The sequence below is a fragment of the Streptomyces calvus genome (assembly GCF_006782915.1).
GTDB lineage: Bacteria > Actinomycetota > Actinomycetes > Streptomycetales > Streptomycetaceae > Streptomyces > Streptomyces calvus.
The window spans coordinates 326,280-340,097 of the sequence record NZ_VCNP01000010.1 but is presented as its reverse complement, the minus strand read 5'-3'; the positions used below and the strand labels follow the sequence as shown (position 1 = coordinate 340,097).

The following is a 13,818-nucleotide window of genomic DNA, read 5'->3' as shown; positions in this document are numbered from 1 at the left end:
TTCCGGGCGGACCGTGTAGTGAGGCAAATTACAGCGAGCGGGGCAACGGTAAATCGGAAACCGTACCGCTGGTAATGAACGGTCAGGGGAAAACGCCGCAAACCTACGGCAACCCCCCCGCCCGGCGGGCCGCGACGACCGCCTGCCCCCGGGTCCGCACCCCGAGTTTCCGCATCGCCGACCGCAGGTACGCCTTCACGGTCTCCGCCGTCACGCCCAGCCGCTCGGCGGCCACCGCGTTGGTCGCCCCCGACGCCACACAGGCGAGCACGTCCACCTCCCGGGGCGCCAGCCGCACCGCCGCGACCGGGCCCTGGGCCCCGGCGGTGAGCAGGGCGCACGCGTCGAGCAGCTCGGCCCGCAGCGCCGGGTCGGCGATGCGCGGGGCCAGCGCCCGCAGCGCCGCGTGCGCCTCCCGCACCTGCTCCCGTGCGGCCCCCGGGACGTCCTCGGCGGCCCCGGGCGCCGTCCCGGGCCGCTCCGGCCGCGGCCGGGCCGCCGCCAGCAGCTCCGCCGCCTCCTCCCGCACCACCAGCGCCTGCTCCACGTCCCGCGCCGCCTGCACCGCCTCGCCGAGCGTGCGGTCGCCCAGCGGCTGGGCCGCGCGCAGCGCGCCGTACAGCACGGCCCGCACCCGCCGCCGTACGACCACCGGGACGGCGACGACGGCGCGCAGGCCCTCGGCGGCGACGGGGACGTCGTACTCGTGGCTGATGTGCCGCGCGACGGAGTAGTCCGTCACCGCGCACGGCCGGGCCAGCGCCACCGCCTTGCCGCCCAGGCCGTTGCCCGGCGTCACCGCGAGCGCCCGCAGTGCGGCGGTCGCGGTGCCGCTCAGCTCGCTGATGCGTACCTGGAGCCGCCCGGGCTCCACCAGTCCGCCGAAGGCGACCGGCAGCCCGGTCGTGCGCCGCAGCCGCGCGAGCGCGCCCCGGATCTCCACCGCGTCGCCCGTCCGCATCGGGTCAGCTGTCACCTGTTCGCCCCTTCACCACGACCTCCGCGCGGGCGCACACCCCCGTTCGGGGGTAGTGAGACGCGCATCACGGATTACACGATGAGGATGAGCCGCCCGGCAATGGTCCGGCACCGAGGAGGACAGATGACGACGGCGACCGATCAGTTCCGCAGGGCCCGGGACTTCCTGCTGGAACACCGCGAGGACTACGCCACCGCCTACCGGGACTTCACCTGGCCCCGGCCCGAGCGGTTCAACTGGGCACTCGACTGGTTCGACGCGATCGCGGACGGCAACGACCGCACCGCGCTGCACCTCGTCGAGGAGGACGGCTCCGGGACCCGGCTGTCCTTCGCCGCGCTGGCCCGCCGCTCCGACCAGGTCGCCAACTGGCTGCGGCAGCGCGGCGTGGGCGCCGAGGACCGGGTGCTGGTCATGCTCGGCAACCAGGCCGAGCTGTGGGAGACGGCGCTGGCCGCGATGAAGCTGCGCGCCGTGGTCATCCCGGCCACCCCGCTGCTCGGCCCGGCCGACCTGCGCGACCGCGTCGACCGGGGCCGCGTCCGGCACGTGGTCGTGCGCGCCGCCGACACCGCGAAGTTCGCGGAGGTGCCCGGCGACTACACCCGCATCGCGGTGGGGGAGGGCGCCGGTGACGGCTGGCTGCCCTACGCGGACTCCCACGCCGCCGCCGAGCACTTCACGCCCGACGGCCCCACCTACGCCGACGACCCGCTGATGCTGTACTTCACCTCGGGCACCACCGCCCGGCCCAAGCTGGTGGAGCACACCCACACCTCGTACCCGATCGGGCATCTGGCGACCATGTACTGGATCGGCCTGAAACCCGGTGACGTGCACCTGAACATCTCCTCGCCCGGCTGGGCCAAGCACGCATGGTCCAACCTGTTCGCGCCGTGGAACGCCGAGGCCACCGTCTTCCTGCACAACTACACGCGCTTCGACGCGCCCCGGCTGATGACCGAGATGGACAAGGCCGGCGTCACCACCTTCTGCGCCCCGCCGACCGTGTGGCGCATGCTCATCCAGGCCGACCTGACCCAGCTGCGCACCCCGCCCCGCGAGGTCGTCGCCGCGGGAGAGCCGCTGAACCCCGAGGTCATCGAGCAGGTGCGGCGCGCGTGGGGGGTGACCATCCGGGACGGCTTCGGCCAGACCGAGACCGCCGTGCAGGTCTCCAACAGCCCCGGCCAGGTCCTCAAGACCGGCTCCATGGGCCGGCCCAGCCCCGGCTACCGCATCGAACTGCTCGACCCCGTCTCCGGCGCGCCCGGCGCCACCGAGGGCGAGATCGCGATCGCCCTCGCCGACCGCCCGGTGGGCCTGATGACCGGCTACCACGGCGACCCGGACCGCACCGCCGAGGTGATGGCCGGCGGCTACTACCGCACCGGCGACATCGGCTCCCGGGACGAGGACGGCTACATCACCTACGTGGGCCGCGCGGACGACGTCTTCAAGGCGTCCGACTACAAGATCAGCCCGTTCGAGCTGGAGAGCGCGCTGCTGGAGCACGAGGCGGTCGCCGAGGCGGCGGTCGTGCCCGCACCGGACGAGCTGCGCCTGGCCGTGCCCAAGGCGTACGTCGTGCTGGCGGAGGGCTGGCAGCCGGGCCCGGACACCGCGAAGGTGCTCTTCGAGCACTCCCGCGAGGTGCTCGCCCCCTACAAGCGCATCCGCCGCCTGGAGTTCGGCGAGCTGCCCAAGACGGTCTCCGGCAAGATCCGCCGCATCGAACTGCGCGAGGCCACGGCGGCGGGCTCCGCCGACGAGTACCGCGAGGAGGACTTCCGGTGAGCGCACTCCTGTCGTACAGCCACGGCACGGGCACGACCCCGCTGCTCGGCGACACCATCGGCGCCGATCTCGACCGGGCGGTCGCCGCCTGGCCCGACCGCGAGGCCCTGGTCGACGTGCCGTCCGGACGGCGCTGGACCTACGCCGAGTTCGGCGCGGCCGTCGACGCGGTGGCCCACGGCATGCTCGCGAAGGGCGTCACGAAGGGCGACCGGGTCGGGATCTGGGCGGTCAACTGCCCGGAGTGGGTGCTCGTGCAGTACGCCACCGCCCGCATCGGCGCCGTCATGGTGAACATCAACCCGGCCTACCGCACCCACGAGGTCGCCTACGTCCTGCGGCAGGCCGGCGTCTCCCTGCTCGTCGCCTCCCTCCGCCACCGGACGAGCGACTACCGGGCGATGGTCGAGCAGGTGCGCGGCGAGTGCCCGGCGCTGCGCGAGACGGTGTACATCGGCGACCCGAGCTGGGAGGCGCTGGTGGCGGGCGGCACCCCGGTGCCGTTCCCGGAGCTGTCCTGCGACGACCCGATCAACATCCAGTACACGTCGGGCACCACCGGCTTCCCGAAGGGCGCCACCCTCTCCCACCACAACATCCTCAACAACGGGTTCTTCGTGGGGGAGACGATCGCCTACAGCGAGCAGGACCGGGTGTGCATCCCCGTGCCCTTCTACCACTGCTTCGGCATGGTCATGGGCAATCTGGCGGCCACCTCGCACGGCGCCTGCATGGTCATCCCGGCCGCGTCGTTCGACCCGGCCGCCACGCTGCGCGCGGTCGAGCAGGAGCGGTGCACCTCCCTGTACGGCGTCCCGACCATGTTCATCGCGGAGCTGAACCTCCCCGACTTCGCCTCCTACGACCTGTCCTCCCTGCGCACCGGCATCATGGCGGGCTCGCCGTGCCCGGTGGAGGTGATGAAGCGGGTGGTCGCGGAGATGCACATGGAGCAGGTCTCCATCTGCTACGGCATGACCGAGACGTCGCCGGTGTCGCTGCAGACCCGGCAGGACGACGACCTGGAGCACCGCACCGGCACCGTCGGCCGGGTGCTGCCGCACATCGAGGTCAAGGTCGTCGACCCGGCGACCGGCGCGACCGTGCCGCGCGGCACCGCGGGCGAGCTGTGCACCCGCGGCTACAGCGTGATGCTGGGCTACTGGAACGAGCCGGAGAAGACCGCCGAGGCGATCGACGCGGGCCGCTGGATGCACACCGGGGACCTCGCGGTGATGCGCGACGACGGGTACGTGGAGATCGTCGGCCGCATCAAGGACATGATCATCCGCGGTGGGGAGAACATCTACCCGCGCGAGGTCGAGGAGTTCCTCCACACCCACCCGAGGATCGCGGACGTCCAGGTCGTCGGGGTGGCGCACGAGCGGTACGGCGAGGAGGTGCTCGCCTGTGTCGTCCCGCGCGACCCGGCCGACCCGATCACCCTGGAGGAGCTGCGCGCCTTCTGCGCGGACCGGCTAGCCCACTACAAGATCCCGAGCCGGCTGGAACTCCTCGACACCTTCCCGATGACGGTCTCCGGGAAGGTGCGCAAGGTGGAACTGCGGGAGCGGTACGCGGCCGGGTGAGGGCCCTGGCCGAGGTGCGCGCGGCCGGGACGGGGACGCCTCCCCGGGGCGGCGAGTGCGGCAGCCGCCCCGCCGCGGCCCGGGGCCCCGGCGGTCAGTCGACGGTCCGCCGGAAGACCTGCCGTGAGCCGCCCTCCGGGCCCGGGGCGGCGGCCTCGGCGGGCGTGAAGCCGAGGCGTTCGTAGAAGACGCGGGCGCCGCCGACGACGGCACCGGGGTGGTCGGCACCGAAGGTGACCACCTCGATCACGCCCGGCCCGTGCACCCACCGGCGCACCGCCTCCTCCATCAGCGCCCGGCCGACGCCCGTCCCGCGCGTCCGGCGCGCCACGACGAGCCAGTGCACGTGATACGTCGGCGCCCGGCCGCCGAAGAGCAGCCCGCCGAGGAGACCGGGCGCCGCCGACGGGGCGACCAGCGCCCTGGAGTCCGCGATGTGCCCGCGCAGCGCCGCGTGGAAGCCGGGTTCCCCGACCATCGGGCCGAACCACTCCTCGACCTCGGCCGCCAGGCCGAGGAACCCGGGCACGTCCTGCTCGTCCGCCAGTCTGATCGCCATCCCGACAGTGTGGCGTCCGCGCGGGCGCGGCCCGGCGGGTTTTCAGGTTCGATCGGCGTCCAGCGCCTCGGCCGGAGGGTTCACCGGGCGCGGGGTGCCGGTGGGGTCGAGCAGGAACAGCGGGACGCCCAGGGCGTCCGCGCGGGCCCGGGCCTCGTCGGCGTATCCGGCGAGGGAGACGTACAGGCACGCGGCGGACTCCGTCATCGCCGCCAGCCACAGGCACTCCACGTCCCGCGCGGTCGCCGGGCGCGCCGAGGGGTCGACGTGGGCGAGCACGCCCCGGCCGGCCAGTGCGATCGCGGACGGGGGCCGCTGATCGGCGCGGCGTACGTCCTCGTGGCCGAGCCGGCGCAGATACCGCACGGCGGCCGTGACCGCGTCCCGCGCGGTGCGGAGGGTGACGGGGCGCGCCCGCGCGGACCGTCCGGCCGGCGCCGTGTCCCGCGGACCGGCCAACGGGATCCGCAGCACCGTGCCGCAGGGGCAGCCCAGTTCCGGCCGGGGCCACTGGCCGCGCAGCCCGCAGCCGCCGCACCGCACGGTGACCCACTCCTCCTGCCAGGAGCGGTGCTCGACCGGGCCGGGCACCCCGTCCGGGTCCAGCCGCCAGGTCACCGGCGCGCCGCAGGCGCACGGGTACGACGGTGCCGTGTAGCGGTGCGCGCGACGGCAGGCCGGGCAGCGCACCGGCAGGCTCTCGGGCATGGGCCCACTCCCGGACGAGACGGCTTGCGGGTGCTCCCATCGTCCTCCGGATGCCCGCCGTGTGTCCGGCACTTGGCCGCACCGACTCATGCGGGCGGCCTCGGTCTCGTGCCGGCCTCGGTGGCCTCTCTTGACGGGCCTCGGCGACCCGACCTACATTTATTCCAGATAGTAGAACTTAATTTCCATCATACGGAAGAAGCTCACCGCGGGGCGCGACGGGAGTGCGAATCCGACAGCCGAAGCAGGAGTACTCGATGGCTCGAATGACCGCTGCCCGCGCGGCAGTTGAGATCCTCAAGCGGGAGGGCGTCACCGACGTGTTCGGTGTCCCCGGCGCGGCGATCAACCCCTTCTACGCGGCCCTCAAGGCGTCCGGCGGCATCACCCACACCCTCGCCCGTCATGTGGAGGGTGCCTCGCACATGGCCGAGGGCTACACCCGCACCCACGCGGGCAACATCGGCGTCTGCATCGGCACCTCGGGACCGGCCGGCACCGACATGATCACCGGGCTGTACTCCGCGACCGGCGACTCGATCCCGATCCTCTGCATCACCGGCCAGGCCCCGACCGCCGTGATCCACAAGGAGGACTTCCAGGCCGTCGACATCGCCTCCATCGCCGCACCCGTCACCAAGATGGCGGTCACCGTCCTGGAGGCCGCGCAGGTCCCCGGCGTCTTCCAGCAGGCCTTCCACCTGATGCGCTCCGGCCGCCCCGGCCCCGTCCTGATCGACCTGCCGATCGACGTGCAGCTGACGGAGATCGAGTTCGACCCGGACACCTACGAGCCGCTCCCGGTCTACAAGCCGGCCGCCTCCCGCGCCCAGATCGAGAAGGCGATCGGCATGCTCAACGCCGCCGAACGCCCGCTGATCGTCGCGGGCGGCGGCGTCATCAACGCGGACGCCGCCGAACTGCTCGTCCAGTTCGCCGAGTTGACCGGCACCCCGGTGGTGCCGACGCTGATGGGCTGGGGCGTCCTGCCCGACGACCACGAACTCAACGCCGGCATGGTCGGCCTGCAGACCTCGCACCGCTACGGCAACGCCACGTTCCTGGAGTCGGACTTCGTCCTCGGCATCGGCAACCGCTGGGCCAACCGCCACACCGGCCGGCTCGACGTCTACACGGCCGGGCGCACGTTCGTCCACGTCGACATCGAACCCACCCAGATCGGCCGGATCTTCGCCCCGGACTACGGCATCGCCTCCGACGCGCGCGCCGCGCTGGAGCTGTTCGTCGAGGCCGCCAAGGAGATGAAGGCCGAGGGGACGCTGCCGGACCGCTCCGCCTGGGCCGCCGCCGCGCAGGAGAAGCGGGCCACGCTCCAGCGCCGTACCCACTTCGACGACGTGCCGATCAAGCCGCAGCGGGTCTACGAGGAGATGAACAAGGCGTTCGGCCCCGAGACCCGGTACGTCTCCACCATCGGCCTGTCGCAGATCGCCGGCGCGCAGATGCTGCACGTCTACCGGCCGCGCCACTGGATCAACTGCGGCCAGGCCGGCCCGCTCGGCTGGACCGTCCCCGCCGCGCTCGGCGTGGCCAAGGCGGACCCCGGCGCGCAGGTCGTCGCCCTCTCCGGCGACTACGACTTCCAGTTCATGATCGAGGAGCTGGCCGTCGGCGCGCAGCACAAGATCCCCTACGTCCACGTCCTGGTCAACAACGCCTATCTGGGCCTGATCCGGCAGGCGCAGCGCGCGTTCGACATCGACTTCCAGGTCAAGCTGGAGTTCGAGAACATCAACACCCCCGAACTCGGCGTGTACGGCGTCGACCACGTGAAGGTCGCCGAGGGCCTGGGCTGCAAGGCGATCCGGGTGACCGACCCCGGCGAGCTGGGCGCGGCCCTGGAGCGGGCCAAGCAGCTCGCGGCCGAGTTCCGGGTGCCGGTCGTGGTGGAGGCGATCCTGGAGCGCGTCACCAACATCTCCATGTCGACGACCAACGACATCGGCAACGTCGTGGAGTTCGAGGAACTGGCGACGGAGCCGGCGCACGCCCCGACGTCGATCAGGACGCTGAAGGCCTGACGCCGGCGAGGACGGTCGAGGGGGGGGCCCCCCCCCCCCCCCGCGGCGTCCCGGCCCGTACTCACTCCGAACCGCCGCCTCCGCATCCGCCGCCGCCGCAGTACGTGTGCCCGGCCCCGCCGCTGCCGCCGCGGGGCCAGTGGCGGAGCATGTCCTTCTCCGTGATCCGCACCCGGTCGGTCAGCCCCGCCCGCAGGGCGAAGCGCGGCACGAGCACCCGCAGGGCGGCCTCGCCGTGCAGCGCGACGGCGAGCAGTCTGTCGCGGTCGGACAGGCCGCGCCGGTTCGCGGGCACCGGGAACGCCGTGCGCAGCACCCGCAGCCGGCGGCGGGCCGCCGCGGTCGGCCCGAGCCGCAGCGGATAGCGCAGCATCCCGGCCTCCGCGAGCCCGACCCGTACCTCGGCCAGCGCCCAGCGGACGTCCGGGTGCCGCACCAACTCCCGTATGCCGGACGGCTCGGCGAGGCAGGCGTACACGGCGCTCTCCAGGTACCGCGCCCTCAGCTCGCCGTCCACGGGCCCCGCCGGCCCGGTCCCGCCCGCGACGAGCCCGTCCGCCACCCGCCCGACGGTCACCGGCGCGTCCGCCACCGTCCCGTCCGCCACCGGCCCGTCGGTCGCCGGCCCCTGCGCCTCCTGCCCATCATGCAGCTGCCCGTTCGTTACCGCCCCGTCCGTCACCGCCGTGTCCAGCGGTACGCCCGGTGGCGGCAGTACGGGCAGGGCGCGTGCCGCGTCGCCGTCGACCGCCTGCAGCGTTCCCGGAGCGCCCGCCTCGACCGCACCGCGCAGGTGCAGCGCGACCACGGCGACCGTGACCGCGGCCCGCGGACCGCCGCCCAGCAGGGCCAGCTCGTGCGGCGTCCCCCGGACGCCCGTGCTGCCGTTCATGGCATGGCACCCCCTGGTCCGGAGCCCGCCGCCCCCGTGCCGGCGGGCCCCGTGTGCGAGGAGTGTGCCCGCCGCCGGGGGTGGTCGAAGCCTCCGGGGCCACGTTCTGAGCATCATTTGAGGGTGCCGTAGCCGGCGTACGGCCGATGCCGTACCGGCGCTCAGGTCCCGTGGTGCTCGGACAGTCCCGGCCAGTCGTCGGGACCGCCGCCCTGCCACTCGATGAGGTCGGTCGCCTCCAGGTCGGTCACGTACAGGTCGGCCAGCCGCAGGATCTCGCTCACGTCGTCGGCATGCGTGGCGATGCCCAGCGTCTCGTCGCCGGAGGTGACCCGCCGGGAGCCGTCCAGGGCCGGGGAGTGCACCACGATGTGCGGATGCTCCGTGGGATGTGCCATGCCCCCAGGCTGCTGCGCGCGCGGCGGATCCGCACCCCGGACACCGCAAAGCGCCCGGATGCGGGACCGTCCGCATCCGGGCGCCGCCCGGTGGCCGAGGGGCTGCCGTGAGGGTGGGGCTCGGGACCGCGGCGGCCGCGACGGCCCGCGGCGCGCCTCCCCTCAGGTCGAAGGAGGACCTGCCGCGGCCTTCACCACCGCACTGGCTCGCACGCCGCCGCGGTGCCCTTGCCCCGCCCGCGGTGTCCGTACGGCCACCCCTCATCCGGGCCGTACGCGGTCGCCGCGGGCTGCGCGCACGGCCCCGACCTCCCGTCGGGGGCCGTACGCGAGTCGTCCGGCTCAGTCCTCGCGCAGGGCGTGGACCGCCTCCTGCACGCGCCGGCCGTACTCGGGGTCGGCGGCGTGGAAGTGCGCGAGGTTCTTCTCGATCACGTCGTCGCGGCCGACCTGGGACAGGCCGCCGGCGATGTTCGCGATCAGGCGGGACTTCTCCTCCGCCGACATCAGCCGGTACAGCTCGCCGGCCTGGAAGAAGTCGTCGTCCTTGGTGTGCCGCGGGGCCTCGTGGGTGCCGGTGTGCCCGGACACGGCCAGCGGGGCCGACAGCGGACGGCCGGTCTCGACGGGGCCGTCGTAGGAGTTCGGCTCGTAGTTCCTGGCGCGGCGGCCCTGCGGGTTGGACGCCATGAAGCCGTCCCGGCCGTAGTTCTCGGCGGTCGTCGCCCGCGGGGCGTTCACGGCGAGCCGGGTGTGGTTGACGCCCAGGCGGTAGCGGTGGGCGTCCGCGTAGGCGAACAGCCGGCCCTGAAGCATCTTGTCGGGCGACGGGCCGATGCCGGGCACGAAGTTGTTCGGGGAGAACGCGGCCTGCTCGACCTCGGCGAAGACGTTGTCCGGGTTGCGGTCGAGGACCAGCCGGCCCACGCGGCGCAGCGGGTGGTCGGCGTGCGGCCACACCTTGGTCACGTCGAACGGGTTGAAGCGGTAGTCCGCCGCCTCGGCCACCGGCATGATCTGCACGTACAGCGTCCAGGACGGGTGCACGCCCCGCTCGATCGCCTGGAGCAGGTCCGTCTGGTGGGAGGCGGGGTCCTGGCCGGCGATTTCCTGCGCCTGCTCGGTGGACAGGCAGCGGATGCCCTGGTTCGTCTTGAAGTGGTACTTGACGAAGAAGGCCTCGCCGTCGCTGTTCGTCCACTGGTAGGTGTGCGAGCCGTAGCCGTTCATGTGCCGGTAGGACGCGGGGATGCCGCGGTCGCCCATCAGCCAGGTCACCTGGTGGGTGGCCTCGGGCGAGTGCGCCCAGAAGTCCCAGACGTTGTCCGGCTCCTGACGGCCCGTGAACGGGTCGCGCTTCTGCGAGTGGATGAAGTCCGGGAACTTGATCGGGTCCTTGACGAAGAACACCGGGGTGTTGTTCCCGACGAGGTCGTAATTGCCCTCCTGCGTATAGAACTTGACCGCGAAGCCGCGCGGGTCGCGCACCGCGTCCGCGCCGCCGAGCGAGTCCGCCACGGTGGAGAAGCGCACGAACACCTCGGTGCGCTTGCCGACGGTGTCCAGGAAGTCGGCGTGGGTGAAGCCGGTGACGTCGTCGGTGACCTCGAAGTGGCCGTACGCGCCGGAGCCGCGGGCGTGCACCACGCGCTCCGGGATGCGCTCGCGGTTGAAGCGCGCGAGCTTCTCCAGCAGGTGCTGGTCCTGGAGCAGCAGCGGGCCGCCGGCGCCGGCGGTGGCGGAGTTCTGGTTGTCGGCGACCGGGGCGCCGGACTCGGTGGTGAGCACGCGCTTCGACATCGTGGACCTTCCGTGCGAGGGGGCAGCGGAAACCTGATTCCGCTTCGTGGAGCCTAGGTTTGTGGCGGTCGAAGCGTCAACAGTTTGTTGAAGTGGTGGGTGGAGTTCCGGGCGGCGCCGGCGCCTTGGGCGCGACAGGACAGGTGTCGGCGGCGGCGCCGCCCGGAGGTCTTCGGCGGTACGGGGCTCAGACCTGTGCGCCGGACAGGCGCTCGACCGCGCGCAGCAGCGCGGAGTGGTCCAGGCCGCCGTCGCCCTGCGCGCGCAGGCTCGCGACCAGCTGTGCGACCACGGCGCCGACGGGCAGCGCCGCGCCGACGGTGCGGGCGGCGTCGGTGACGATGCCCATGTCCTTGTGGTGCAGGTCGATGCGGAAGCCCGGCGCGAAGTCCCGGTTCAGGAAGTTGTCCTTCTTGCGGGTCAGTACCGTCGAGCCGGCCAGGCCGCCGTTCAGCACGTCCAGGGCCGCCGCCAGGTCCACGCCGGACTTCTCCAGGAAGACCACGGCCTCGGCGCACGCCTGGATGTTCACGGCGACGATCAGCTGGTTGGCGGCCTTCACGGTCTGTCCGGAGCCGTGCGGGCCGCACAGCACGATCGTCCTGCCCAGCGCCTCGAAGACCGGCCGGGCCTCGTCGAAGTCGGCCTGCTCACCGCCGACCATGATGGACAGCACGGCCTCGACGGCACCGGCCTCACCGCCCGACACCGGGGCGTCGAGCACCCGGATGCCCTTGTCCTTCGCGGCGGCCGCGAGGTCGATCGAGGTCTGCGGGGTGATGGAGGACATGTCGATCAGCAGGGCGCCGGACCGGGCGTTCTCCAGGATGCCGTCGGGGCCGTACGCGATCGCCTCGACCTGCGGGGACGCCGGGACCATGGTGATGACCACGTCCGCGTCGCGCACCGCCTCGGCGACGGACGGGGCGGCGGTGCCGCCGGCGGCGGCCAGCCGGTCCAGCTTCTCCCGCTCCAGGGTGTAGCCGGTGACGTCGTAACCCGCCTTGATCAGGTTCTCGGACATGGGCGAGCCCATGATGCCGAGGCCGATCCAGGCGATCGTGGGGAGGTTGTTGCTCATGGTGAGGGTGCCTCTCGGTGCGGGGGTGGTGATCAGCGGGCGGCGCGGGCCTCGCGGGGCAGCCAGTCGAAGGACTCGGCGCTCGGACGGTCGCCCGGCTTGTACTCCAGGCCGACCCAGCCCTCGTATCCGGCCTCGCGCAGCCGGTCGAGCAGGTCCTCCAGCGGCAGCGAACCGGTGCCCGGGGCGCCGCGGCCGGGACTGTCGGCGATCTGCACGTGGCCGGTCTGCGCGGCGAAGCGCTCGATGACCCGCGGCAGGTCCTCGCCGTTCATGGCCAGGTGGTACAGGTCCATCAGGAACCGGGCGTTGTCCAGCCCGGTCGCCGCGTTGACCTTGTCCACGACGCCCACGGCGGCCGGCGCGGAGACCAGCGGGTAGCGGGGCGACTCGGGCGCGTTCAGCGCCTCGACCAGCAGGACCGCGCCGATCCGGTCGGCGGCGCGGGCCGCCAGGGTGAGGTTCTCCAGCGCGAGCGCGTCCTGCTCGGCCGGGTCCACGCCCTCGATCCGGTTGCCGTACAGGGCGTTGAGGGCCGTGCAGCCGAGGGATCCGGCGAAGTCGGCGGCCACGTCGACGTTGGCGCGGAACCGCTCCGACTCCTCACCGGGGACGGACAGCGCGCCGCGGTCGGGGCCCGGCAGCTGCCCGGCGTAGAAGTTCAGGCCGGTGAGCCGTACTCCCGCGTTCTCGATCGCGGCCCGCAGTGCGTCGAGTTCGGCCTGCGCGGGGGTGGGCGAGTCGATCCAGGGCCACCACAGCTCGACCGCGGTGAAGCCGGCCGCGGCGGCGGCCGCCGGGCGCTCCAGGAGCGGGAGTTCCGTGAAGAGGATCGACAGGTTGACGTTGAAGCGCTGGTCGGCGAATCCCATCGGTCCGCGCTCCTCCCAGTTATTATTTCGTATTGCGGAAGTTGAATTCTGCGTACTGGAAGATTGCCCGTGAGGGGAAGGGGCTGTCAAGAGCGCTCGCAAAAAAGCGCCCCCGCGCGGGGGCGCGGGGGCGCAAGGACGGGAGGATCGGTCAGAGTGCGTCGACGGCACTCACCTTCCACCCCTGTGACGTGCGGCTGAGCGTCATCCTGACCCGGTTCAGATCCAGACGCGGGCCGGTGACCTGGGTGCTCTCGGTGACCTGGTTGACGAAGAGCAGCACCACGACCCGGTCCGGCGCGGCGGACACCACGGACGCGGCGGGAGCGCCGCCGCCCGGCGGCTCCACCACCGTCGCCTGCACCGTGCCCTTGTACTTCTTCGCGGTCGGGGCCACCACGGTCTTCGTGGTCCGGCGGTACTCCTCGCGGAAGTCGCCGGTCAGATGGGACAGCGCGCGGGCGAAGTCCCGGTCCAGGTGACGGTGGTCGTACGACAGCACCACCGGCGCCGCCTTCCGCGCGGCCGCCAGCGCCTCGTCCCGCGCCGCGTCGGCCCGCCCGGCGTCCAGGTACCGCAGACCGAGCACGGCCACCGCGACCAGCCCGGCGACCAGCAGCAGCGCCAGGAGCGCGGCATACAGCCCGCGCCGCGACCGCCCGGCCCGCTCCGGCCGGGAGCCGGCCGACCCGTCGGGGTTACCGGACGCCTCGGACGCCTCAAACGTGTCGGGGTCGCCGGCCTCGCGCACCTCCGCGGCGTCCGCGGTGTCCGCCGCCCCGGCTTCAAGGCTCTCCTTCCGCCCGCCCCGGACACTCTCCTCGCGCCCGTCCTCGGGGTTCTCCGCGTCGCTCCCGGAGGACGGCTCGGGCGGGTCGTCCCAGCCGTCCGCGGGCTCGATCACCACCGTGCGCCCGGACAGCGCCTCCGGCGGCGGCGCGTCGGCCGACGCGCCGCCGCCGGAGGCCGTGCGCCGCGGACGTTCGGTGCGCTTGGCCGCCGCGCGGGCGGCGGCGGCCAGGGTGCGGCGGGCGGGTGCGCCGGCGCCGCGCACCCGGGTGCTCGGGTTGGTCATGGTCCTGCTCCTCGGTGTGTCGCGGG

The 13,818-nt window shown here is 73.2% G+C and carries 12 protein-coding genes; 3 read left to right on the top strand and 9 right to left on the bottom strand.

The window, feature by feature from the left end; genetic code table 11:
• Positions 1-103: 103 nt before the first annotated feature.
• Entirely contained in the window at positions 104-961 is an 858-nt protein-coding gene (locus FGW31_RS05800) for a response regulator transcription factor (protein WP_142192373.1), read from the bottom strand.
• 141 nt (positions 962-1,102) lie between these two features.
• Between FGW31_RS05800 and FGW31_RS05795 the strand changes: the two genes are divergently transcribed.
• Entirely contained in the window at positions 1,103-2,776 is a 1,674-nt protein-coding gene (locus tag FGW31_RS05795; protein WP_142192244.1) for an AMP-binding protein, read from the top strand.
• A complete protein-coding gene (locus FGW31_RS05790) occupies positions 2,773-4,365 on the top strand; it encodes an AMP-binding protein (protein WP_142192243.1) in 1,593 nt (530 codons plus the stop codon). The genes FGW31_RS05795 and FGW31_RS05790 overlap by 4 nt, the downstream gene beginning before the upstream one ends.
• A gap of 94 nt (positions 4,366-4,459) precedes the next feature.
• Here FGW31_RS05790 and FGW31_RS05785 read toward each other — a convergent pair whose 3' ends face one another.
• Together FGW31_RS05785 and FGW31_RS05780 are read right to left on the bottom strand one after the other, a co-directional pair.
• Positions 4,460-4,924, bottom strand: a complete 465-nt coding sequence (locus FGW31_RS05785; RefSeq protein WP_142192242.1) for a GNAT family N-acetyltransferase — start codon at positions 4,922-4,924, stop codon at positions 4,460-4,462.
• Positions 4,925-4,966: 42 nt separating this feature from the next.
• Positions 4,967-5,632, bottom strand: a complete 666-nt coding sequence (locus FGW31_RS05780; protein ID WP_142192241.1) for a hypothetical protein — start codon at positions 5,630-5,632, stop codon at positions 4,967-4,969.
• A 257-nt stretch (positions 5,633-5,889) separates the two neighbouring features.
• Between FGW31_RS05780 and gcl the strand changes: the two genes are divergently transcribed.
• Positions 5,890-7,674, top strand: coding sequence for a glyoxylate carboligase (gene gcl / locus FGW31_RS05775; RefSeq protein WP_142192240.1), 1,785 nt, complete (start codon positions 5,890-5,892; stop codon positions 7,672-7,674).
• Positions 7,675-7,735: 61 nt separating this feature from the next.
• Here the strand turns inward: gcl and FGW31_RS35500 are convergent, their stop codons facing one another.
• From FGW31_RS35500 to FGW31_RS05740, 6 genes are all read right to left on the bottom strand, one after another.
• Complete coding sequence (locus FGW31_RS35500) at positions 7,736-8,566, bottom strand: TIGR04222 domain-containing membrane protein (protein WP_233452400.1); 831 nt, start codon at positions 8,564-8,566, stop codon at positions 7,736-7,738.
• A gap of 161 nt (positions 8,567-8,727) precedes the next feature.
• Positions 8,728-8,964, bottom strand: coding sequence for a hypothetical protein (locus tag FGW31_RS05760; RefSeq protein ID WP_142192239.1), 237 nt, complete (start codon positions 8,962-8,964; stop codon positions 8,728-8,730).
• A gap of 342 nt (positions 8,965-9,306) precedes the next feature.
• On the bottom strand, positions 9,307-10,764 hold the full coding sequence (locus FGW31_RS05755) for a catalase (protein WP_142192238.1): 1,458 nt from the start codon (positions 10,762-10,764) through the stop codon (positions 9,307-9,309).
• Between the two features lie 187 nt (positions 10,765-10,951).
• On the bottom strand, positions 10,952-11,845 hold the full coding sequence (locus FGW31_RS05750) for a 2-hydroxy-3-oxopropionate reductase (RefSeq protein WP_142192237.1): 894 nt from the start codon (positions 11,843-11,845) through the stop codon (positions 10,952-10,954).
• A gap of 32 nt (positions 11,846-11,877) precedes the next feature.
• Positions 11,878-12,717: a TIM barrel protein gene (locus FGW31_RS05745; RefSeq protein WP_142192236.1), complete on the bottom strand. Its 840-nt coding sequence runs from the start codon at positions 12,715-12,717 to the stop codon at positions 11,878-11,880.
• A gap of 151 nt (positions 12,718-12,868) precedes the next feature.
• A complete protein-coding gene (locus FGW31_RS05740; protein ID WP_142192235.1) occupies positions 12,869-13,792 on the bottom strand; it encodes a hypothetical protein in 924 nt (307 codons plus the stop codon).
• Positions 13,793-13,818 lie beyond the last annotated feature (26 nt).

Excerpts from the sequence above, each read along its gene's own strand:
- gcl (WP_142192240.1), top strand. The coding sequence starts at position 5,890 with ATGGCTCGAATGACCGCTGCCCGCGCGGCAGTTGAGATCCTCAAGCGG.
- FGW31_RS05795 (WP_142192244.1), top strand. The coding sequence starts at position 1,103 with ATGACGACGGCGACCGATCAGTTCCGCAGGGCCCGGGACTTCCTGCTG.
- FGW31_RS05740 (WP_142192235.1), bottom strand. The coding sequence starts at position 13,792 with ATGACCAACCCGAGCACCCGGGTGCGCGGCGCCGGCGCACCCGCCCGC.
- FGW31_RS05800 (WP_142192373.1), bottom strand. The coding sequence starts at position 961 with ATGCGGACGGGCGACGCGGTGGAGATCCGGGGCGCGCTCGCGCGGCTG.
- FGW31_RS05760 (WP_142192239.1), bottom strand. The coding sequence starts at position 8,964 with ATGGCACATCCCACGGAGCATCCGCACATCGTGGTGCACTCCCCGGCC.
- FGW31_RS35500 (WP_233452400.1), bottom strand. The coding sequence starts at position 8,566 with ATGAACGGCAGCACGGGCGTCCGGGGGACGCCGCACGAGCTGGCCCTG.
- FGW31_RS05785 (WP_142192242.1), bottom strand. The coding sequence starts at position 4,924 with ATGGCGATCAGACTGGCGGACGAGCAGGACGTGCCCGGGTTCCTCGGC.
- FGW31_RS05780 (WP_142192241.1), bottom strand. The coding sequence starts at position 5,632 with ATGCCCGAGAGCCTGCCGGTGCGCTGCCCGGCCTGCCGTCGCGCGCAC.
- FGW31_RS05745 (WP_142192236.1), bottom strand. The coding sequence starts at position 12,717 with ATGGGATTCGCCGACCAGCGCTTCAACGTCAACCTGTCGATCCTCTTC.
- FGW31_RS05755 (WP_142192238.1), bottom strand. The coding sequence starts at position 10,764 with ATGTCGAAGCGCGTGCTCACCACCGAGTCCGGCGCCCCGGTCGCCGAC.
- FGW31_RS05750 (WP_142192237.1), bottom strand. The coding sequence starts at position 11,845 with ATGAGCAACAACCTCCCCACGATCGCCTGGATCGGCCTCGGCATCATG.